This window comes from Actinomyces ruminicola (genome assembly GCF_900103885.1).
Classification (GTDB): domain Bacteria; phylum Actinomycetota; class Actinomycetes; order Actinomycetales; family Actinomycetaceae; genus Actinomyces; species Actinomyces ruminicola.
In genome coordinates this window covers 13,303-33,590 of the sequence record NZ_FNIM01000008.1, presented here as the reverse complement: position 1 = coordinate 33,590, position 20,288 = coordinate 13,303, and the positions used below count along the sequence as shown (strand labels likewise).

Sequence of the window (20,288 nt, the reverse complement as noted above, 5' to 3'; positions counted from 1 at the left end):
ACCTATAGGGCCTCGGCGATCGGATGCCGGACCACGGTGCGCAGCTTCTCCGGGGCGACGCGCCGCGCATCGCTCAGGTAGATCTCGTGGTGGCGGCGTTCGGCGGTGAAGTCGGGCGCGTAGCCCTGCGCCTCCATGAACTCGTGCATGAGTGCGAGCGTGGTCGGCTCGTCGTCGTAGGGGCCGATGTGCATGCACTGCACGCACAACCCCTCCTGCAAGGGCATGAACTGGACCCTGGAGAAGTCGGTGCGCTTCTTGGCCGTCGCCTCCTGAACGGCCCACTCGAACTCCGTCTCGGTCACGAAGTCGGGCAGTCGGATCGCGGAGATCCACTCGAACCGGTCCTTGTGGGCGTAGTCGATCCCCTCGACGCCCTCCTGCCACCAGAAGCCCTCCAGGGGTGGGACGACGTAGTCGAAGTAACCCTCCATCAGGTGCCCGGACCGCTTGCTCATCTTGATGGTGAAGGCGACGGCGTACAGCAGGCCAGTCGCCCGCTGGTACTCCCCGTCCTCGCGGTTGGGGTCACCGCTGCCCCGCACGGCGATGTAGTTCATCGCCGGGACGTCGACGATGCCCGGCCGCCTGGGCGGGGCGTAGAACTCCTTGTATTCCTTCTTGTAGTCGAAGGCCATGTCACACCTGCTGCTTCCTTGCACCCGGTCGATTCGACGGTTGTCCGAGCGAGTCGCGTCTGCGTTTCCTGCCGTGAGCGGCCCTGAGGCTACCAGTCAGTCCTTCGTCGCGATCCACGTAGCCACCGAACACCCTGACACCGTGGCAGATACAACCGCAGGCCCCGGGGCCTCCCAAGTCGAGGCGGTTCAAGTCACCGCCGCCGACGTGCCCGCCGCTGGATCAGTTCGCGCAGCTGCGCCCGCCCCATGCCGGTGGCGGTTGCCAGCATCAGTGCCAGCTCGGCGTCGTCGAGCCCGGCGGCATCGGTGGACTCGGGCGACGGTGTCTGCGGGGCCTCATGTTCGCCGGGAGCTCCCGTACCGTCTGCGGTCAAGATGAATCCTCTCCTCACTGCCGGGCTCCACGCACAAAACAACCCCGGCAGGAAACAGAATCCTCCGGGGTTATGGTCGGGCTGGCGGGATTTGAACCCACGACCCCTTGACCCCCAGTCAAGTGCGCTACCAAGCTGCGCCACAGCCCGCGTCCGCGCGGTTCGCGCCGCTCGGAACATGGAAGACGATAGCCCATCCGGGCGCCGGCGTCGAAATCCGCGGGCGGTGACGCCGCTCACCGTTCCTGCCGAGCCCTGGGAGCCACTTCAACCGATCTCGGCACGTAACTTCAACCGATCTCGGTGGTTGTTTCTACCGATCTCGGGAATTGGGGCCGCAGGCCGGGCAGTCTGGGCGCTTCCCGATCGGCAGCTCCGCGCCGCGCCCGTCCCAGGCGTCCAGCACCAGCATGCGGCCGATCAGCGGCCGCGCTCCCCCGACCACCAGCTTGAGCGCCTCCGCGGCCTGCATGGCCCCGACGATGCCGGGCAGCACTCCGAGCACGCCGACCTCGGCGCAGGAGGGCACCGCACCAGGTGCCGGCGGGATCGGGTGCACGCACCGGTAGCAGGGTCCGCGCGCGGCGTCGAAGATGGTGACCTGCCCGTCCAGCCCGAGCACCGCCCCGTGCACCAGCGGGATGCCGAGCAGCACGCAGGTGTCGCTGAGCAGGTAGCGGGTGGGGAAGTTGTCGGTGGCGTCGACCACCACGTCCCAGCCGCGCAGAAGCTCCAGGGCGTTGGCGCTGGTCAGTGCGAGCCGATGAGCGACCACCTCCACGTCCGGGTTCAGAGCGGTGACGGCATCCCGGGCAGAGTCGACCTTGGGCCGGCCCGCGGCGGCGGTGGTGTGCAGCACCTGCCGCTGCAGGTTGGAGATGGCGACGTCGTCGTCGTCGATGATGCCGAGCGTGCCCACGCCGGCGGCCGCCAGGTACAGCACCGCGGGCGAGCCCAGGCCGCCGGCACCGACCACCAGGACGCGGGCGGCCCGGATGCGCTGCTGGCCGCGCCCGCCCACCTCCGGTACGAGCACGTTGCGCGAGTAGCGTGCGCGCTCGGCGGTGGTGAGCGGGCGCAGGCGGGCGTCGTCGATCAGCGAGGGGAAGGACTCCCCCGCGCTCACGGCAGTGCCCCTACACGGTCCGGCACCGCGTCAGTGACGCAGCCCGCGGTAGCGGTCGATCAGCTGCCGGGTGGAGGCGTCCTGGGCGGCGTAGGCGGACTCGTCGCCCTGCACGGCCGGGGCGATCTCCAGGGCGAGCTTCTTGCCGAGCTCCACGCCCCACTGGTCGAAGGAGTCGATGCCCCACACGATGCCCTCGGTGAAGGTGATGTGCTCGTACAGGGCGATCAGCTGCCCCACCACGGCGGGGGTGAGGGCCGGGGCGAGGATCGACGTCGTGGGCCGGTTGCCGGTGAACACGCGGGCCGGGACGATCGCCTCCGGGGTGCCCTCGGCGCGCACCTCCTCGGCGGTCTTGCCGAAGGCGAGGGCGGCGGTCTGGGCCAGGTAGTTGGACAGCAGCAGCTCGTGCACGTCCACCTCGCCGTCCTTGACCGGGTGGGCCGGGTTGGCCACGGTGATGAAGTCGGCGGGGATCAGCCGGGTGCCCTGGTGGAGCAGCTGGAAGAAGGCGTGCTGGCCGTTGGTGCCGGGCTCGCCCCAGAAGATCTCGCCGGTGTCGGCCACCACGGGGCTGCCGTCCCAGCGCACGGACTTGCCGTTGGACTCCATGGTCAGCTGCTGCAGGTAGGCCGGGAAGCGGTGCAGGTACTGGGCGTAGGGCAGCACCGCGTGCGAGGCGGCCTGGAAGAAGTTCACGTACCAGACGTTGAGCAGGCCCATGAGCATGGGCACGTTCTCCGCCGGCGCCTTGGTGGCGAAGTGCTCGTCTACGGCGTGGAAGCCGGACAGGAAGTCGGCGAAGTTCTCCGGGCCGACGGTCACGGCCAGCACGGTGCCGACGGCGGAGTCCACCGAGTAGCGGCCGCCCACCCAGTTCCAGAAGCCGAAGGCGTTGGCGGGGTCGATGCCGAAGGCCTCCACCTTGTCCAGGGCGGTGGACACGGCCACGAAGTGCTTGGCGACGGCGCCGTCGGTGCTGATGCCGCGCGCTGCCAGCGCCTCCAGCAGCCAGGTGCGGGCCATGCGGGCGTTGGTGAGGGTCTCCAGGGTGGTGAAGGTCTTGGAGGCGATGATGAACAGGGTGGTCTCCGGGTCCAGGTCGGAGACCTTCTCGGCGCAGTCGTTGGGGTCGATGTTGGAGATGAAGCGGGCCTCCAGGCCGTCGCGCACATAGGGGCGCAGGGCCTCGTAGACCATGACCGGCCCCAGGTCGCTGCCGCCGATGCCGATGTTGACGACCGTCTTAATGGGCTTGCCGGTCACGCCGGTCCACTCCCCCGAGCGCACGCGGCGGGCGAAGGCGTAGATCTTCTCCAGAACCTCGTGCACGTCGGCGACCACGTCCTGCCCGTCCACGGTCAGGGAGTCGGTGGCGGGGCGGCGCAGGGCGGTGTGCAGGACGGCGCGGTCCTCGGTGACGTTGATGTGCTCTCCGGCGAACATGGCGTCGCGGCGGCCGGGCACGTCCACGGCCTCGGCCAGCTCCACCAGGGCGTCGCGGACCTCATCGGTCAGGAAGTTCTTGGACAGGTCGACGAACAGGTCGCCCATCTCGTAGGAGTAGCGCTCGGCGCGCTGCGGGTCTTGCGCGAACCAGGCGCGCAGGTCGGGCTCCATGGCCTGGTGCAGCTCCGTGAGGCGCTTCCAGGCGGGCGTGGTGGTGGGGTCAACCGGTGTCTGCATTGTCGACATGTGGCCAGTCTAGGCCGTCCGCTACGGTTGCCGCATGGGCGACCTGGTGATTGGCGCGGACGGCCTGGCGCGGCCGGTGTGGGCGGCGGGAGATCCGCTGCTGCGCGACTACTACGACACCGAGTGGGGCATGCCGGTGCGCGACGAACGCGGCGTGTTCGAGCGGCTCAGCCTGGAGGCCTTCCAGTCGGGCCTGTCCTGGCGCACGATCCTGGTCAAGCGGCCCGCCTTCCGGGAAGCCTTCGCCGACTTCCGGCCGGAGGCGGTGGCCGCCTTCGGGGACGACGACGTCGCCCGGCTGCTGGCCGATTCCCGGATCGTGCGCAACCGGGCCAAGGTGTTGGCCACCATAAGCAATGCCCGGGCCACGGTTGCCCTGCGGGATGCCGACGACGTCGACGGCGGCCTGGCGGGCCTGGTGTGGTCCTACCGGCCGGCGGCCACCCCCGCCCCGCGCACCCTGGCGGAGACTCCCACGCGCTCACCGGAGTCGGAGGCGCTGGCCCGCCGGCTCAAGCGCCTGGGCTTCCGCTTCGTCGGCCCGACGACGGTATTCGCACTCATGGAGGCCATCGGCATCGTGGATACTCACCTGGTGGGCTCCTGGCGGCGCGGCTCATCCGGGGTGTGGGCCTGAGCGGTCCCCCGCGGTTGCCCGACCCACCACCATCACTCCTCTGGATCGCCTCACGGCAGGCAGAATGTCCGAAATCGGCACGAACAAGCCCGCAGCTCCAAGGCGCAGCTCAGTAATCGTTGGAATCATGCGGTTTCATATTTGGCACAGAGAACCAAACCCGGCGTTTGTGCCGATCTGGGACAGTTTCCCGACACGGGTGGAAGGTCAGCGCTGCGAGTCCTCCAAGAGCTTGGCCAGGCGCTTCTTGCGGCGGTTCTGGGTGACGATCCAGGCCATGTCCGGGTCGCCGACGTCGAGCGCCGCGAATACGGGGAGGCCCGCGCCGGGGTCGGCCGCAACGGCCACGCTCCAGCAGTAGCCCAGGGACTTGCGCAGCGTCCTGGCCGCAGGGGTCTTGCGTGCCTGCGCCGGCAGCGCGATCAAGTGGTCGGTGGTGCGCTGGCACACCTCAATGGCGATCCGTGCGGCCTCGGAGGTGCGCAGCAGCCGCGGCTCGCAGATCGCCACTGCGGCAGCGCGCTGCACCAGCGGGTCTTCGTCGTCGGCCCATGCCCGAACGAGGGAGAACAGTGTCTGTAGGTCGGAGTCGCCCAGCAGCTGCAGGCCGATGGTGACGGCCTCCCGCACGCGCCAGCGCTCGTCTTTGGCCAGCTCACGCGCCCGCCGTTCGAACTTCTCATCAGTCGCCCGGAAGCCCAGTGCGGCGGCCGCGCACGCAGTGGTGTACTCACCGCCGTCGGCCAGCAGCTCCTCGATCGTGCCTGGATCAGCGGCCCGCGCGACCACCGCGATCAACTCGATGTTCGCCCGGGGGCCGGGAAGCCCCGAGCGCTGGTTCAGGTACGCAGGCCAGCCGGCGGCCTCCAATGTCTTGAGCTCAGCCAGCCACAACGTTGTGTCGACCATGCCTCCAAACGCTACGTCGCGACGGCGTGCAGGGCAACTGGAACGCAGGAATGTCCGAAATCGGCACGAACGAGCCCGCGGCTTCAAGGCGCAGCTCTGAAATCGTTGGAATCATGCGGATGCGAAATCAGCCCGGGCAGCCTAATCCGGCGTTAATGCCGATCCTGGACATTCTGCCACACCCGACGCGCTTTCACGCCCGGGCGAAGCCGCCCTCAGCGCCGCTGACGGCGCTCGCGCACGCGCACGCCGATCTGGATGGGGGTGCCGACGAAGCCGAACTCCTCGCGCAGCCGGTTCTCGATGAAGCGCCGGTAGCCCGCGTCCAGGAAGCCGGTGGTGAAGATGACGATGCGCGGCGGGGCGGCCTGCACCTGGGTGGCGAAGAGGATGCGCGGCTGCTTGCCGCCCCGCACGGGATGCGGCGTGGCCGCCTGCAGCTCACCCAGGAAGGCGTTCAGTCTTCCCGTGGGCACGCGCGTGTTCCAGCCGGCCAGGGCCGTGTCCAGGGCGCGCGCCAGCCGGTTGGTGTGCCAGCCGGTGCGGGCGGAGAGGTTGATACGCGGAGCCCAGTCCACGTGGGCGAGCTCGTGATCCGCCTCCCACTCCAGCTGCTTGCGGCGGTCCTCGTCCACCAGGTCCCACTTGTTGTTGACGATCACCAGGGCGCGCCCGGCATCCACCACCTGCTGGATCACGCGGATGTCCTGCTCGGTGATGGCCTCGGAGGCGTCCAGCAGCACCACCCCCACCTCGGCCTTCTCCACGGCCCCCTGGGTGCGCAGCACCGCGTAGTAGTCGGCGCCGCGCGCCTGACGGATGCGCCGCCGGATGCCGGCGGTGTCCACCAGCACCCACTGGCGGCCGTCGAACTCGACGACCTCGTCCACCGGGTCGCGCGTGGTGCCGGCCAGCTCATTGACCACCACCCGCTCGCTGCCGGCGAGCTGGTTCAGCAGGGAGGACTTGCCGACGTTGGGGCGCCCCACCAGGGCGATGCGGTGCAGGTCGTCGCTGCGCTCCGGCCCGGCCACGGCTGACACCTCCGGCAGGATGGCGACGGCGGCGTCCAGCAGCTCCCCGCTGCCGCGGCCGTGCAGTGCGGAGACGGCGTAGGGCTCCCCCAGGCCCAGGGCCCACAGGGCGGCGGCGTCGCCCTCCTGCACGGGCGAGTCGACCTTGTTGGCGGCCAGCACCACCGGCTTGCCGGAGCGGCGCAGCATCTTGACGATCCGGTCGTCCGCCTCGGTGACGCCGACGCGGGCGTCCACCACCAGCAGCACCGCGTCGGCCAGGTCCACGGCGGCCTCGGCCTGGGCGGCGACGGCGGCGTCCAGCCCGGCCACGTCGATCTCCCAGCCGCCGGTGTCGACGATGGTGAAGCGCTTGCCCGCCCACTCGGCCGGGTAGGAGACGCGGTCGCGGGTCACCCCGGGCACGTCCTGCACCACAGCCTCCCGCCGGCCCAGCACCCGGTTGACGAGCGTGGACTTGCCCACGTTCGGACGGCCGACGACGGCCAGCACCGGCAGGCCCGCGTCCAGGCCCGTCTCGGCGGCGGGGATCGCCTCCCCCGCCAGCAGCGCCCGGTCCGCCTCATCGAGCTCGTAGTCGTCCAGGCCCGAGCGCAGGGCGTCGGCCCGCGCCTCCTCCAGTTGCTCGCGCTCGGTGGCCTCGGCACGCGCCTGTTCCACCAGCTCGGTGACGCGGGCGACGGTCTGCTCCAGCGTCAGGTTCGAGGTATCCACCACGGTGACGCCCTCGGGAGCGGTGAGGAACTGGGAGACGGTGGCGTCGTCGCGGTCGCGGCGCACCACCTGATCGCGCAGGGCGGCGGCGTCAACGGTCTTGCCGGCGGCGTCCAGGTCGGCGCCGCGGCGGGCCAGCCGGGCCTGCTCGCTGGCGGTCAGCAGCAGGCGCACGTCGGCGTCGGGGGCGACGACGGTGGTGATGTCGCGGCCCTCGGCAATGATGCCGGCGCCGCAGGAGAAGGATCCGGACAGACCGCTCGCCTCGGCGCGGATGATCTCCCGCTGCAGGCGCGCCATTTCGGCGCGCACGTCCAGGTTGGTGGCAACCTTGGACACCACGGTGGACACGTGCGGTTCGCGGATCGCCTCGGCGATGTCCACGCCATCGCAGGTCACTCCCGGCGCCTCGGGATCCAGTCCCATCACCAGCGGCATGGCCTGCACGGCGTGGGTAACGGCTTCGGCGTCGTCCAGGTCGATGCCGATGCGCTCACACCACCAGGCGGCCGCCCGGTACATGGCGCCGGTGTCCAGGTAGGCCAGCCCCAGCGCGGTGGCAACCCGCTTGGACACCGTGGACTTGCCGGACCCGGACGGCCCGTCAATGGCGACGACGATTCCCATGTGCTCCTCCAACTGTCGGCCCGGCGAACCCCGGCGAGCTCCGGTCGGCCTCAGGGGGTAAGCGTCGCACAATCATGCGGCCGGGCGCGGATCTGCCTCGGATGAGTCCGCCCACAGCCCCGCGGCCTCGGATTCAGCCCGCCACCAGGGAGGAGTAGCTGTCCCATATCGGCATGGGCACCCCGAGCCGTCTGCCCGCCGCCAGCACCTCGAAGAATCCGGCCCGCCACTCGGCGCGGCCGTGAGCCAGATGCGCCAGCACCATGCGGCGCGTGTCGTCCTGGGAGAACATGCGGCCCAGGCCCGCGGCAACCATCCCCACCGGAAGCCGCAACAACGGCGCGGGCGGGATCCGTCCGGTGGCAATCCCCCGCGCCCGGCATACGGCCACGCCCTCGCGCAGAGCCAGCACCATGCGTCTTAACGCGGCGTCATCGGCGCACAACCGGTCGTAGCCGCCGGCCTCCAGCAGCGGGCCGAGCGTGAGCGACTGCTGCAGGTAGTGCACGGCGAGCCAGCCGGGCATGTCCCGCTCCCGCTTTACCTTCAGCCCCGCCGCCGCCAGCGCCGAGTCGATCCGGTCCAGGAGCGCGCGCCTGCCCCGAGCGCCGGCCTCCAGGCGCGTGCCCCGGTCGAAGAGCGTCGCCTCGATCCCCTCCGCGGTATGCCCGCCCCCGATCTGGCCGGGAAAGCCGACACAGTAGTGCCCGGGAGCCAGCCACGAGGACACCTCCCCGACGATGTCCCAGTGGTTGAGCATGAACAGCAGCGGCGTGCTTCCTGCCAGCGGCTCAAGCATGGGAAGCAGCTCGCCCAAGCGGGTGCGGTCCACCGCCACCAGTGCCAGGTCGGCGTCGACGGGCTCGTCGACCACCCCGGGCCGGAACCGGCCGACCAGGGACGGCCTGCCCCGCCGCCCGCCGCCGGCACGGTGCAGCCGCATCTGCACGCCGGCTCGCAGCTGCTCCGCACGATGCGGGCGGGCCATGACCACCACCTGGTGGTCTCGGCTGAGCAGCCAGCCGTAGCTCAGGCCGATCACTCCCGCCCCGATGATCAGGATGCGCATGCTGCACCGCCGTCAGGCCACGACCACGCGCCAGCCGCGGGCGTCCAGGGCCTCCTCCAGCCCCTGCGCGGCGGCCGGCATGACCGAGAGCATCGCCAGTCCGGCGCTCTGCCCCGGCGAGTGCTCCATGGCGAAGTCCTCGATGTTGACGCCCGCCTCGCCCACGTCGGCGAACAGACGGCCCAGCGAGCCGGCGGAGTCGGGCACGAGCACCTGCACCTGCGTGTAACGGCGCGGCGCCCCGCCGTGCTTGCCGGGAATGCGCGCCTGCCCGGCGTTGCCGCGAGTCATGACGTCGGTGATGGCGCCGACGGCGCCGGGGGCAATGGTGGCGGCGTCCCCCGCGGCGGTGTAGGCGGGGTCGGCCGGGTCGACGGCGGCCGGCTCGATCCCGGCGATCAGGGCGTCCAGGTCCTCCCGCAGCCGACGCAGCATGCCCACCACCGGTCCGGCGTTGCCGACCACGATGGCCGACCACAGCCTGGGGTCGGAGGCGGCGATGCGGGTGGTGTCCCGCAGCCCCTGCCCGGCCAGGCCCAAGGCGTTCTCGGGGATGGTCTCCAGCCGGGCGGCCAGCAGGGAGCTGACCAGTTGGGGCACGTGGCTGACGGCGGCCACGGCGGCGTCGTGCTCGGCGGCATTCATACGCACCGGCGTGGCACCGACGTCGACTGCCAGGTTGCGCACGGCCAGTTCGGCGTCGGGGGCCGCCCCGTCCGCAACCACCACCCAGGGGCGGCCGGCGAACAGGTCGGAGTCGGCAGCGGCGGCACCGGAGCGCTCCCGGCCGGCCATGGGGTGAGAACCGACGTAGCGGCGCGCCTCCGGCCCGCCATGGCGGCGCACCTCGGCGGCGATGCGCGCCTTGACGCTCGCCACGTCCGTGACCACCGCGCCCGGGTGGGCCGTCAACTCACGCAGCACAACCTGCGCGGTCACGTCCGGCGGGGTGGCCACCACGATCAGCGCCGGCTCGGAGCTGTACTCGTCGCGAACGCGCCCCGCCCCCATGTCGCGGGCCAGCGCCAGGGAGGTGGGCGAGGTGTCGGCCAGCTGCACCTCAATCCCGGCGGCCGTGAGCGCCAGCGCCAAGGAGGTGCCCAGCAGGCCGGTGCCGACCACCAGCACCGGCCCCCGGGTTGCCAGCGGAGCTGACGGGTTTCCGGCGGCGCTCACAGTCCCACCTCCTGCTGCAGGGCGCTGACCTCCGCGCCGGTAAGCGCCCGCATGGCGCCCGGCCGCAGGTTTCCCAGCGTCAATGGTCCGAGCCGGGTGCGGGACAGGCGAATGACGGGGTGGCCGACCGCTGCCAGCATGCGGCGCACGATCCGATTGCGGCCCGAGTGCAGGGTGACCTCCACGATCGAGGCGTCCGGACCGGCCTCCTTGACCACTGCCCGGTCCGCGGCGATCGGCCCGTCCTCCAGTTCAACGCCGCGCCGCAGTCGGCGCGGCAGTCCGGCGGCGACGTGCCCCTTCACCACCGCCACATAGGTCTTGGGCACCTCATAGCTGGGGTGGGTGAGCCGGTGGGTGAGCTCGCCGTCGTTGGACAGCAGCAGCAGCCCCTCAGTGTCCGCGTCCAGGCGGCCCACGTGCACCAGCCGCAGGGCGGCCGCCTTCTCCGCTCCGCCCAGCTGCTCGGCGTGCTCGGACAGGTAGCGGTCGGCGTACTCGGCTACGGTGGGGCGCCCCTCGGGGTCCTCCATGGTGGTGACCACGCCGGCGGGCTTGTGCAGCATGACGGTGATGACGTCGGGGTCGGTCAGCACCCGGGAGCCGTCCACGCGGATGTCCTGGGTAGCCGGGTCCACGCGGACCCCGGGCTCGGTCACCCGCACTCCATCCACGCTCACCCGCCCGGCCGCGATCAGCTGCTCGCACACGCGCCGCGAACCGACGCCGGCGCGGGCGAGCACCTTCTGCAGTCGCTGCCCGCCGACCACGTAGGGATCCTCCGGCTGCGGCGCCTGCGCCCCGGCCGTGCTTGCGCCTGCCGCCTCGGCCTGCGCATCGGCTTCGTAGCCGATCTCCTCCAGGTCGTCGGCGTCGTAGAACTCCTCGGCGCCAAAGTCCAGCACGGCGTCCGCGCGCTCGGCGCTGTTGTCCTTGCTCGCATTCACGGCAGTATTCTCCCGGTGATCTCGTCTTCGATGTCCCCCAGGGCGGAGGCGTCGGGCAGGTAGGGGGCCAGGGGCGGCAGCTCGTCGAGTGAGTCCAGGCCCAGGTACTCCAGGAACTCGTCGGTGGTGCGGTACAGGATGGCCCCGGACGGCTCGGTGCCCGTCTCCTCGATCAGGCCGCGGGCGTGCAGCGTGCGGACGACGCCGTCGACATTGACGCCGCGTATGGCCGCGATCCGGCCGCGGGTCACGGGCTGCCGGTAGGCGATGACGGCCAGGGTCTCCAGGGCGGCCTGTGACAGGCGGGCAGTGGCTCCGCCGACGACGAAGCGATCCACCAGCTCGCTGAACCGGGGGGCGGAGGCCAGCCGCCAACCGCCGGCGGCGCGGCGCAGCACGAAGCCGCGGGCCCGGGCGTCGGCTTGGGCTCCTCCGTCCTCAGCGGACCGCTCACCCGCGTACTCGGCGGCGAGGGACTCCAGCACCGCCTCGACGGCGGTCTCCTCCCGGTCGAGGGCGGCGGCCAGGGCGGCCGCGGTGACCGGCTCGTCGGCAACCACCAGCACCGCCTCGACGGCGGCGCGCAGATCCTCCTCCGGCACGGGTACGGGCAGCCGGGCGGGGGCCGAGTCCGGGGTGGTCATGCGAACTCCTCCTCCAGTTCGGGGGCCGCCATGCCGATCGCCTCCGCGTCGCCGCGCCAGACGACGGTGATCTCCTCCATGGGGGCGTCCTGCGCCAGGTCGACCCCGCCCTGCCGGTACAGGATCAGCAGGGCCAGGAAGCGGGCGACGACGACGGCGGTGCGGCCCGCGTCGGCGGTCAGCTCCGTGAAGGTCAGCGTGCCGCAGCGGCGCAGCCGGTCGGCGAGCAGGCGCAGCTGCTCCCCCACGGGGACGCGCTCGTGCAGGTGGACGGTCTGCACGCCGGGGTCACGCGGGCGGGTGAACACGTCCGCGGCGATGCGGGCCAGGTCCTCGGCGTCAATGGTGGCCACGAGCCGGGGCAGCAGCGCCGCCAGCTCGGGGGGCAGGGCCACCACGCGCGGGTGGGTGCGGGAGGCGGTCTCGGCACGGGCGCGGAAGGAGGCGGCCGCCTCCTTGTAGGCGCGGTACTGCAGCAGGCGGGCGAAGAGCAGGTCACGGGCCTCCAGCAGCTCCATGTCCTCGTCCGTGTCCTCCGGGTCGTGCGGCAGGAGCCGGTGAGCCTTGAGGGCCAGCAGGGTGGAGGCGACAACCAGGAACTCGCTGGCGCGCCCCAGGTCCCAGTCGGCGCGCAGGTAGGCGATGAACTCGTCGGTGACCTCCGCCAGGGCCAGCTCGGTGATGTCGAGCCGCTTGCGGGCGATCAGGGTGAGCAGCAGGTCGAAGGGCCCCTCGAACTGGGGCAGGTTGACGCTGAAGCCGGGAACCTGGGCCGGGGCGGACGTCGTGGCCGGGTCCTCCGGCGGGGTTTCCAGCTGCGGCTGCCGGGCGACCGGAGGCGTCCCGGCCGCGGTCTCAGGCGACATTGCCGCGGGCGATGACCTCTCGGGCCAGGCGCCGGTATGCCTCTGCGCCGGGATGGCCGGAGGCGTAGCTGGTGATGGGTTCGGCGGCTACGGAGGCGTCCGGGAACTTGATGGTGCGGCGGATCTGCGTGTCGAAGAGCTTGTCGCCGAAGGCCTCGGCCAGGCGCTCGAGCACCTCCCGGGAGTGGAGGGTGCGCGGGTCCACCATGGTGGCCAGGATGCCGTCGATCTGCAGGCGGGGGTTGATGCGGTCCCGCACCCGGTCCACGGTCTCCACCAGCAGGGCCACGCCGCGCAGGGCGAAGAACTCCGTCTCCAGCGGGATGATGACGCCGTGGGCGGCGGTGAGCGCGTTGACGGTCAGCAGCCCGAGTGAGGGCTGACAGTCGATGATGACGGCGTCGTAGTCGTCCAGGACGGGGCGCAGCACGCGGGCGAGCGCCTGCTCGCGGGCGACCTCGCCGACCAGCTGCACCTCGGCCGCGGACAGGTCGATGTTGGCGGGCACCAGGTCCAGGCCCTCCACGGAGGTGGAGTGGATGATCGGACGCACGTCGGGCCGGGCGGCCACCAGCATGTCGTAGACGGTCTTGTCCAGCTCGTGGGCGTTAACGCCCAGGCCGGCGCTGGCCGCGCCCTGGGGGTCGAAGTCCACAATCAGCACCCTTCGCCCGTACTCGGCCAGCGCCGCACCCAGGTTGATGGTGGTGGTGGTCTTGCCGACGCCGCCCTTCTGGTTGCACATGGCGATGACGCGGGCCGGCCCGTGTGACTCGAGTGGCGCCGGGGCGGGGAAAACCCTCTCCTCTTCCTCCTGCTGGCCCGGGGCGGAGTTCTCGGGCGGGTCGATCAGGCCGGGCTGCTTGGCGTCACTCACATGGGCAGCCTAGTCGAAGTGGCGCCGCGGGGCTCTCAGACGGGCCCGCCGACCGTCAGCCACGGGCCCGCGGGTGGCTGGTGGCGTAGACCTCGCGCAGGTGGTCAACGGTGACCTTGGTGTAAATCTGGGTGGTGGTGACGGAGGCGTGGCCGAGCATCTCCTGGACGACACGCACATCCGCTCCCCCGGCCAGCAGGTGGGTGGCGAAGGAGTGGCGCAGCGTGTGCGGGGAGATGCGCCGGTCGTCATCGCCGGCGGTGTCGGTCAGCGCGGCGCGCTGCGCGGCGTGCTGGAGCACCGCCCAGGCGGACTGGCGTGACAGCGGCCGCCCGAGGGTGTTGAGAAAGACCTCGGGCGCGCCCCGTCCCTTCGCGGCCAGCACGGGGCGGCCGCGCACCAGATAGGCGTCCAGGGCCTCCCAGGCGTACTGCCCCATGGGCACGATCCGCTCCTTGCGGCCCTTGCCGAACAGGCGCAGGCAGCCGGAGGCCGAGTCCAGGTCGTCCACGACCAGGCCGACCGCCTCCGAGATGCGAGCGCCCGTGGCATACAGCAGCTCCAGCAGGGCGCGGTCCCTCAGGGACACCGGGGAGTCGTCGGTGCCCGCGGACTCCAGCAGGCGCCGAACCTCGTCCACGGTAAGGGCCTTGGGCAGCCTGCGGCCCACCTGGGGCGGGCGCACGGCCGCGGACGGGTCGGCGTCGGTGACGCCCTCGGCGTGGAGGAACTTGTGCCAGCCGCGCACGGCGGTGACGGTGCGGGAGGCGGAGGAGGCGGCCAGCGGCCGACCGCCGTCGGTGCCGGTGCGCAGCGCCTCCAGGAAGGCGGACACGTCGGCCTCGGTGACCGCGGCGGGGGCTTGAATGGAGCGGCTGCGCAGGAACAGGCAGTAGCGGCCCAGGTCGCGCTCGTAGGCCGCCAGCGTATTGGGGCTCAGCCCGCGTTCAACCCGCAGGTGAGCGAGGTAGCCGGCGCGGGCCCGCTCAAGCGCGTCCCCACGGGGGTCAACGACCGAAGGCTCTGCGGGAGCTGTGTCGGCGTGCGGCTTAGTGATGGTTCCGTCCGGTGTGTTCAGGCGAAGCGGGCGACCAGCCCGAGGCCGATGATGGTGGCGGCCCACAGCAGGGCGACGCCGACGGTGATGCGGTTGAGGTTGCGTTCGGCGACACCGGAGGAGCCTGCTGAGGAGGAGATGCCGCCGCCGAACATGTCGGACAGGCCGCCGCCCTTGCCCTTGTGCATGAGGATCGTCATGATCAGGAAGAAGCTGGAAAGCACCAGCAGCACTTGCAGGATGATGGTCAACACGCCCACGCCGCATTCCCTTCGTCGTCATTCCGGCCGGTTGGGCCCTGGTCGCAGTGAGGCGGCCGGCGCCTCGTCCACGGCGAGGATACCCGATCCCCGGCTCCTTGCACGTGTGTGCGCCCGGCTCCACCGGGGAGCCGGGCGCACACGTTGCTCGCAGCAGGATCAGGCAGGTCGATCAGCCGGCATGCCTGGCCCCCGGGTCAGGCGTAGAACCCGGCCATCTGCGCGAAGGAGTCCGCCTTCAGCGAGGCGCCGCCGACGAGGGCGCCGTCGATGTCGGCCTCGGCCATGAGCTCCTTGATGTTGGCGGGCTTGGCGGAGCCGCCGTAGAGGATGCGGGTGGCCTCGGCGGTGGCGTCGCCGTAGTCGGCGCGCAGGGCCTCACGGATGGCGCCGCACACCTCCTGGGCGTCGGCGGCGGTGGCGGTCTCGCCGGTGCCAATGGCCCAGATGGGCTCGTAGGCGATGACGATCTTGGCGACGTCCTCGGCGGACCAGCCGGCCAGCGCGGCACGGATCTGGGCGAGCACGAACTCCACGTGGGTGCCGGCCTTGCGGACCTCGAGGGCCTCGCCACAGCACAGGATCGGGGTCATGCCGGCGTCCAGGACCTTGCGGGCCTTGGCGCCGACCAGCTCGTCGGACTCGTTGTGGTACTCGCGGCGCTCGGAGTGGCCCATGACCACGTAGGTGCAGCCGAGCTTGGTGAGCATGGAGGTGGAGATCTCACCGGTGTAGGCGCCGTTGTCGTGGATGGACACGTCCTGGGCGCCGTACTTGATGTCGAGCCCGTCGGCCTCGACCACCGTCTGGACCGAGCGGATGTCCGTGAACGGCGGAATGACCAGGACCTCGCACTTGGAGTAGTCGTGGCCGGCATCGCTCAGGGCCATGGCCAGGCCCTGCACCAGGTGGTTGGCCTCGAGGTGATCGAGGTTCATCTTCCAGTTGCCCGCCATCAGCGGGGTGCGGTTGCTCATAATGCGCTTCCTTAATGTGGGATGGAATTGGTTGGGGCCGTCAGTCCTCGAGGACCGCGATGCCGGGCAGCGTCTTGCCCTCCAGCAGCTCCAGGGAGGCGCCGCCCCCGGTGGAGATGTGGGAGAAGGTGGACTCGTCGAAGCCAAGCGTGCGCACGGCCGCGGCGGAGTCACCGCCACCGATCACGGAGAAGGCGTCGGAGGAGGAGATCGCCTCGGCGACCGCCTTGGTGCCCTCGGCGAAGGCCGGGAACTCGAACACGCCCATGGGGCCGTTCCAGACGACAGTCTTGGAGGTGGCGATCGCCTGGGCGAACAGCTCCCGGGTCTTGGGACCGATGTCCAGACCCATCTGGTCGGCGGGAATGGCGTCGGCGGCGACGACCGTGGCCGGGGCGTCCGGCTTGAACTCGGGGGCGACGACGGTGTCGACGGGCAGGAGCAGCTCCACGCCGTTGGCCTTGGCGGTGGCCAGGTAGCCCTTGACGGTGTCGATCTGGTCCTGCTCCAGCAGGGAGGTGCCTACCTCGTAGCCCTGGGCGGCGAGGAAGGTGTAGGCCATGCCGCCGCCGATCAGGAGACGGTCGGCCTTGCCCAGCAGGTTGGCGATGACGCCGAGCTTGTCGGAGACCTTGGAGCCGCCCAGCACCACGGTGTAGGGCCGCTCGGGGTTGTTGACGGCCCTGCCGAGGGACTCGATCTCCTTGGCGACCAGCAGCCCGGAGGCGGCCGGAAGGATACGGGCCACGTCGTAGACGGAGGCCTGCTTGCGGTGCACGACGCCGAAGCCGTCGGAGACGAACACGTCGGCCAGGGCGGCGAGCTGCTCGGCGAAGGCGGCGCGCTCGGCGTCGTCCTTGGAGGTCTCGGCGGCGTTGAAACGCACGTTCTCGAGCAGGACGATGTTGCCGGGCTCCAGGGCGGCGACGGCGGCCTTGGCGCTCTCACCCACGGTGTCCTCGGCCAGCGTGACCTTCACGCCGGCCAGTTCGGCCAGCCGCGTGGCGACCGGGGCGAGCGAGAAGTCGGGGTTGACCTTGCCCTTGGGACGGCCCAGGTGGGCGGCCACGATGACCTTGGCGCCGGCGTCGAGCAGCGTCTTGAGGGTCGGCAGGGCGGCGCGGATGCGGCCGTCGTCGGTGATGTTCTTGTCGTCGTCGAGCGGAACGTTGAAGTCGGAGCGGACCAGGACGCGCTTGCCCTGCAGATCGCCCAGGGACTCGATGGTCTTCATGGAACCTCGCAGTGTTGAGATGGGATTGAGTGTGTTGACTGGGATGAACGGGCGGACGCCCGCGCACGCGGGTGGCGTGCGCGGGCGTCCGTCAGGTGCTCACAATGTGAGGACTTGTGTCTGCCCGAGCTCAGGCGAGCTTCTCGCAGACGAGGGCGGTGAGCTGGACCAGGCGGTTGGAGTAGCCCCACTCGTTGTCGTACCAGGAGACGACCTTGACCTGGTCGCCCTGCACCTTGGTCAGCTTGGAGTCGAAGATGGAGGAGTGCGAGTCGCCGACGATGTCGGTGGAGACCAGGTCCTCCTCGGAGTAGGCCAGAACACCCTTGAGCGGGCCCTCGGCGGCGGCCTTGACGGCGGCGTTGATCTCCTCCACGGTGGCCGGCTTGGCGGGCTTGAAGGTCAGGTCCGTGACCGAGCCGGTCGGGACCGGCACGCGCATGGCGTAGCCGTCCAGCTTGCCCTTGAGCTGCGGGAGGACGAGGGCGACGGCGCGGGCGGCACCGGTGGAGGTGGGGACGATGTTGAGGGCGGCGGCGCGGGCGCGACGCAGGTCCTTGTGCGGGGCGTCGTGGATGCGCTGGTCACCGGTGTAGGCGTGAACCGTGACCATCAGGCCGTTCTCGATGCCGAAGGCCTCGTCCAGCACCTTCGCCAGGGGGGCGAGGCAGTTGGTGGTGCAGGAGGCGTTCGAGATGATGTTGTGCTTGGTGGTGTCGTAGTCCTGCTCGTTCACGCCGACCACGAAGGTGCCGTCCTCGTTCTTCGCCGGGGCGGAGATGACGACCTTCTTGGCGCCGGCGTCGATGTGAGCCTTGGCCTTGGTGGCGTCGGTGAAGAAGCCGGTGGACTCCACGACGACGTCGACGCCCAGGTCCGCCCAGGGCAGGTTGCCGGGCTCGCGCTCGGCCAGGACGCGGATCGGCTTGCCATCGACGATGATGTTCTGCTCGTCGTAGGTGACCTCGGCGGCGAGGCGGCCCATGATGGAGTCGAACTTCAGGAGGTGGGCGAGGGTCTTGATGTCGGTCAGGTCGTTGACGGCCACGACCTCGAAGTCGGCGCCCTGCTCGAGGGCGGCGCGGAAGAAGTTGCGGCCGATGCGGCCGAAGCCGTTGATACCAACGCGGGTGGTCACTTTGTGTCCTCCTAGTGCGCCAGTGGGCGCACGTACTCGTAGCTTGCTGCACACATGGTGTGCCCCGGCCTTCGTGGGGAGTCCCCCGTCCGATCCGGCAGGTCGAGTCTAGCCTCACACGTCTGCCGCCGTGCGGGTTCGGGCACGCCACGGGCGAACACGCGGATACATCTCACATGTCGAGCATGTCCTGGGTGAGCACCGACTCGGTGTCCGGGATGCCCAGCTCGTGGGCGCGCTTGTCCGCCATGGCCAGTAGGCGGCGGATGCGCCCGGCCACCGCGTCCTTGGTCAGCTGCGGATCGGCCATGCGGCCGAGCTCCTCCAGGCTGGCCTGCTTGTTCTGGATGCGCAGCCGGCCTGCCTGCACCAGGTGCTCGGGCACGTCGTCGCCCAGGATCTCGAAGGCGCGCTCCACCCGGGCGCCGGAGGTGACGGCGGCGCGCACCGAGCGCCGCAGGTTCGCGTCGTCGAAGTTGGCCAGGCGGTTGGCGGTGCCGCGAGTCTCACGCCGGGAGCGCCGTTCCACCCAGATGGCGTTCGCCTCCACCGCCCCCATCCGCTGCAGCAGGACGCTGATCGCCTCGCCGTCGCGCACCACCACCCGGTCGGCACCGCGCACCTCCCGGGCCTTGGCGGCCACTTCGAAGCGGCGGGCGGCGCCGACCAGGGCGAGCGCGGCCTCGCTGCCCGGGCAGGTGACCTCCAGGGCCGAGGAGCGACCGGGCTCGGTCAGCGAGCCGCGGGCCAGGAAGGCGCCGCGCCAGGCGGCCGCCGAGGCGTTGCGGCCGCCCTGGACGACGGCGACGGGCATGCCGCGCACCGGGCGCCCGTGGGCGTCCACCAGGCCGGTCAGCCGGGCCAGGTCCCGGCCCCGGTCGGCCACGCGCAGCACGTAGCGGCTGCCGCGGTGCAGCGAGCCGGCCTGCACGACCAGTACTTCGGGGGTCATGCCGAACAGCTCCCGCAGGTCGCGGTGCAGCCGCCGCACGGCGCCGCCGTGGTCGAGTTCCGCCTCGACGACGATGCGGCCGGACACGAGGTGCAGGCCGCCGGCGAAGCGCAGCATGGAGGCCACCTCGGCACGCCTCTGAGCGGCGTTGTCGGTGGTCACGCGTGCGAGCTCGTCCTTGACGGTCACCGTCAGCGACATTGGTGGTGCTCCTGGTCCTGTGGCGGGTGAGATGGTTAGTTGTGCGGGGCGGTCAGGCCCCGCGCGGCGGCGAGGTGATGTCCCCCACGACGCCGTCGAAGGCGTCGCGGAAGACGGCTGCCAGCCGCAACGGGTCATGGTGGCACAGCGCGTCCCCGGTGCGCACCTGCCGCAGCACGAGCACCGCCCCCATGGATGCGGCTACGGCCTCCAGGTCGGCGACGTCCTCGACCACGCTGGGGTCGGCGACGACCACGTCCAGGCGCAGCTCGGGGGCGTAGTCGGCCAGGACGCGCAGGTGGTCGGCCACGGTCATGTCGTCGGTCTCGCCGCTCTGGGCCGACAGGTTCAGCACCACGAGCTTGCGGGCGCGCGTGCTCACCAGCGCCCGACGCATGGACGGCAGGATCAGGTGCGGCAGCACGGAGGTGTACCAGGAGCCGGGGCCCAGGATCACCCAGTCGGCGGCGTCGATGGCGCGGATCGCCTCGGGGTGGGCGTCGGCGTCCTCGGGGACCACGCGCACGTGCTCCATGCGGCCGCGGGTGGTGGCGACGGCGACCTGGCCGGAGACGCGCTGACGGTGGTCGCCGTCGACGATATCCGCCTCGATCACCAGCGGGGAGGCGCTCATGGGGATGACACGGCCGTGAATGCTCAGCAGCCGACCCACCCAGTCCAGCCCCTCGACCTCGTCGCCGAGCAGCTGCCACAGCGCCAGGATCAGCAGGTTGCCCAGGGCGTGGTTGTCCAGCTCACCCTCGCCGGAGAAGCGGTGCTGCAGCACGTCGCGCCAGGTCAGTCCCCACTCGGTCTCGTCGGTGAGGGCCGCCAGGGCCATGCGCAGGTCCCCGGGCGGCAGGCAGTCGAACTCGCGGCGCAGGCGCCCGGAGGAACCGCCGTCGTCGGCGACGGTGACCACGGCCGTGAGCCGGTGGGTGACGTGGCGCAGGGCCCGCAGCGTGGCGGACAGGCCGTGCCCGCCGCCGAGGGCTACTACTGCCGGCCCCTCCTCCCCGCGTCGGCGCCAGCCGGCGGCGTCTATGGTGGCGCGGGCCGTCCGGGTGGCGGTGTCGGCGTCCTGACTCGGAGCCGCGCTCCGCTGGTCGCTCGGCGTCATGCTCATATCCGCC

General features: G+C 71.3%; 19 protein-coding genes, 1 tRNA gene and 1 pseudogene. 1 reads left to right on the top strand and 20 read right to left on the bottom strand.

Features of this window, described 5'->3' with window-relative positions:
- Window positions 1-2: 2 nt before the first annotated feature.
- From BLR49_RS07700 to pgi, 5 genes and pseudogenes are all read right to left on the bottom strand, one after another.
- Window positions 3-638 (bottom strand): GyrI-like domain-containing protein, encoded by a 636-nt coding sequence (locus BLR49_RS07700; RefSeq protein ID WP_092535937.1) that lies wholly within the window; start codon window positions 636-638, stop codon window positions 3-5.
- 194 nt (window positions 639-832) lie between these two features.
- The gene (locus BLR49_RS07695) at window positions 833-1,015 is read right to left on the bottom strand and encodes a hypothetical protein (RefSeq protein ID WP_092535934.1); all 183 of its coding nucleotides are present in this window, start codon (window positions 1,013-1,015) and stop codon (window positions 833-835) included.
- A gap of 73 nt (window positions 1,016-1,088) precedes the next feature.
- A tRNA-Pro gene (locus tag BLR49_RS07690) sits at window positions 1,089-1,165 on the bottom strand.
- Between the two features lie 178 nt (window positions 1,166-1,343).
- Window positions 1,344-2,141, bottom strand: a pseudogene (locus BLR49_RS07685) (HesA/MoeB/ThiF family protein); the annotation flags it as partial.
- Between the two features lie 30 nt (window positions 2,142-2,171).
- Window positions 2,172-3,827 carry a glucose-6-phosphate isomerase gene (gene pgi, locus BLR49_RS07680; protein ID WP_092536192.1) on the bottom strand — a complete coding sequence of 552 codons (1,656 nt, stop codon included), beginning with the start codon at window positions 3,825-3,827 and terminating at the stop codon, window positions 2,172-2,174.
- Window positions 3,828-3,870: 43 nt separating this feature from the next.
- Here pgi and BLR49_RS07675 point away from each other — a divergent pair, with 43 nt between their 5' ends.
- Complete coding sequence (locus BLR49_RS07675; RefSeq protein ID WP_092535931.1) at window positions 3,871-4,473, top strand: DNA-3-methyladenine glycosylase I; 603 nt, start codon at window positions 3,871-3,873, stop codon at window positions 4,471-4,473.
- 207 nt (window positions 4,474-4,680) lie between these two features.
- On the opposite strand, the gene BLR49_RS07670 is transcribed toward BLR49_RS07675, so the two are convergent.
- From BLR49_RS07670 to BLR49_RS07600, 15 genes are all read right to left on the bottom strand, one after another.
- Window positions 4,681-5,382, bottom strand: a complete 702-nt coding sequence (locus BLR49_RS07670) for a HEAT repeat domain-containing protein (protein WP_092535928.1) — start codon at window positions 5,380-5,382, stop codon at window positions 4,681-4,683.
- 215 nt (window positions 5,383-5,597) lie between these two features.
- Window positions 5,598-7,757: a bifunctional cytidylate kinase/GTPase Der gene (der, locus tag BLR49_RS07665; RefSeq protein ID WP_092535925.1), complete on the bottom strand. Its 2,160-nt coding sequence runs from the start codon at window positions 7,755-7,757 to the stop codon at window positions 5,598-5,600.
- A 133-nt stretch (window positions 7,758-7,890) separates the two neighbouring features.
- The gene (locus BLR49_RS07660) at window positions 7,891-8,826 is read right to left on the bottom strand and encodes a ketopantoate reductase family protein (protein ID WP_092535922.1); all 936 of its coding nucleotides are present in this window, start codon (window positions 8,824-8,826) and stop codon (window positions 7,891-7,893) included.
- A gap of 12 nt (window positions 8,827-8,838) precedes the next feature.
- Window positions 8,839-10,002, bottom strand: coding sequence for a prephenate dehydrogenase (locus BLR49_RS07655; protein ID WP_092535919.1), 1,164 nt, complete (start codon window positions 10,000-10,002; stop codon window positions 8,839-8,841).
- The gene (locus BLR49_RS07650; RefSeq protein ID WP_092535916.1) at window positions 9,999-10,949 is read right to left on the bottom strand and encodes a pseudouridine synthase; all 951 of its coding nucleotides are present in this window, start codon (window positions 10,947-10,949) and stop codon (window positions 9,999-10,001) included. The genes BLR49_RS07655 and BLR49_RS07650 overlap by 4 nt, the downstream gene beginning before the upstream one ends.
- The gene (gene scpB / locus BLR49_RS07645; protein WP_092535913.1) at window positions 10,946-11,593 is read right to left on the bottom strand and encodes an SMC-Scp complex subunit ScpB; all 648 of its coding nucleotides are present in this window, start codon (window positions 11,591-11,593) and stop codon (window positions 10,946-10,948) included. Before scpB ends, BLR49_RS07650 begins: the two co-directional genes overlap by 4 nt.
- Window positions 11,590-12,459 carry a segregation and condensation protein A gene (locus BLR49_RS07640; RefSeq protein WP_092535910.1) on the bottom strand — a complete coding sequence of 290 codons (870 nt, stop codon included), beginning with the start codon at window positions 12,457-12,459 and terminating at the stop codon, window positions 11,590-11,592. The genes scpB and BLR49_RS07640 overlap by 4 nt, the downstream gene beginning before the upstream one ends.
- A complete protein-coding gene (locus BLR49_RS07635; protein WP_092535907.1) occupies window positions 12,449-13,336 on the bottom strand; it encodes a ParA family protein in 888 nt (295 codons plus the stop codon). The genes BLR49_RS07640 and BLR49_RS07635 overlap by 11 nt, the downstream gene beginning before the upstream one ends.
- 55 nt (window positions 13,337-13,391) lie before the next feature.
- Complete coding sequence (xerD, locus tag BLR49_RS07630) at window positions 13,392-14,393, bottom strand: site-specific tyrosine recombinase XerD (protein ID WP_176765818.1); 1,002 nt, start codon at window positions 14,391-14,393, stop codon at window positions 13,392-13,394.
- A gap of 17 nt (window positions 14,394-14,410) precedes the next feature.
- Window positions 14,411-14,653, bottom strand: coding sequence for a preprotein translocase subunit SecG (gene secG, locus BLR49_RS07625; protein ID WP_092535904.1), 243 nt, complete (start codon window positions 14,651-14,653; stop codon window positions 14,411-14,413).
- Window positions 14,654-14,850: 197 nt separating this feature from the next.
- Window positions 14,851-15,630 carry a triose-phosphate isomerase gene (gene tpiA, locus BLR49_RS07620; RefSeq protein WP_092535901.1) on the bottom strand — a complete coding sequence of 260 codons (780 nt, stop codon included), beginning with the start codon at window positions 15,628-15,630 and terminating at the stop codon, window positions 14,851-14,853.
- 40 nt (window positions 15,631-15,670) lie between these two features.
- The gene (locus tag BLR49_RS07615; protein ID WP_092535898.1) at window positions 15,671-16,864 is read right to left on the bottom strand and encodes a phosphoglycerate kinase; all 1,194 of its coding nucleotides are present in this window, start codon (window positions 16,862-16,864) and stop codon (window positions 15,671-15,673) included.
- Window positions 16,865-16,994: 130 nt separating this feature from the next.
- Window positions 16,995-18,002 (bottom strand): type I glyceraldehyde-3-phosphate dehydrogenase, encoded by a 1,008-nt coding sequence (gene gap / locus BLR49_RS07610; RefSeq protein ID WP_092535895.1) that lies wholly within the window; start codon window positions 18,000-18,002, stop codon window positions 16,995-16,997.
- 172 nt (window positions 18,003-18,174) lie between these two features.
- Window positions 18,175-19,155 carry a DNA-binding protein WhiA gene (gene whiA / locus BLR49_RS07605; RefSeq protein ID WP_092535892.1) on the bottom strand — a complete coding sequence of 327 codons (981 nt, stop codon included), beginning with the start codon at window positions 19,153-19,155 and terminating at the stop codon, window positions 18,175-18,177.
- Between the two features lie 52 nt (window positions 19,156-19,207).
- Complete coding sequence (locus BLR49_RS07600; RefSeq protein WP_092535889.1) at window positions 19,208-20,275, bottom strand: gluconeogenesis factor YvcK family protein; 1,068 nt, start codon at window positions 20,273-20,275, stop codon at window positions 19,208-19,210.
- Between the last annotated feature and the right edge of the window lie 13 nt (window positions 20,276-20,288).

Bases quoted from the DNA above. Each gene is read 5' to 3' on its own strand.
- BLR49_RS07600 (WP_092535889.1), bottom strand. From the start codon at position 20,275: ATGACGCCGAGCGACCAGCGGAGCGCGGCTCCGAGTCAGGACGCCGAC.
- scpB (WP_092535913.1), bottom strand. From the start codon at position 11,593: ATGACCACCCCGGACTCGGCCCCCGCCCGGCTGCCCGTACCCGTGCCG.
- der (WP_092535925.1), bottom strand. From the start codon at position 7,757: ATGGGAATCGTCGTCGCCATTGACGGGCCGTCCGGGTCCGGCAAGTCC.
- BLR49_RS07675 (WP_092535931.1), top strand. From the start codon at position 3,871: ATGGGCGACCTGGTGATTGGCGCGGACGGCCTGGCGCGGCCGGTGTGG.
- BLR49_RS07700 (WP_092535937.1), bottom strand. From the start codon at position 638: ATGGCCTTCGACTACAAGAAGGAATACAAGGAGTTCTACGCCCCGCCC.
- whiA (WP_092535892.1), bottom strand. From the start codon at position 19,155: ATGTCGCTGACGGTGACCGTCAAGGACGAGCTCGCACGCGTGACCACC.
- BLR49_RS07670 (WP_092535928.1), bottom strand. From the start codon at position 5,382: ATGGTCGACACAACGTTGTGGCTGGCTGAGCTCAAGACATTGGAGGCC.
- BLR49_RS07640 (WP_092535910.1), bottom strand. From the start codon at position 12,459: ATGTCGCCTGAGACCGCGGCCGGGACGCCTCCGGTCGCCCGGCAGCCG.
- pgi (WP_092536192.1), bottom strand. From the start codon at position 3,827: ATGCAGACACCGGTTGACCCCACCACCACGCCCGCCTGGAAGCGCCTC.
- BLR49_RS07615 (WP_092535898.1), bottom strand. From the start codon at position 16,864: ATGAAGACCATCGAGTCCCTGGGCGATCTGCAGGGCAAGCGCGTCCTG.
- BLR49_RS07660 (WP_092535922.1), bottom strand. From the start codon at position 8,826: ATGCGCATCCTGATCATCGGGGCGGGAGTGATCGGCCTGAGCTACGGC.
- tpiA (WP_092535901.1), bottom strand. From the start codon at position 15,630: ATGAGCAACCGCACCCCGCTGATGGCGGGCAACTGGAAGATGAACCTC.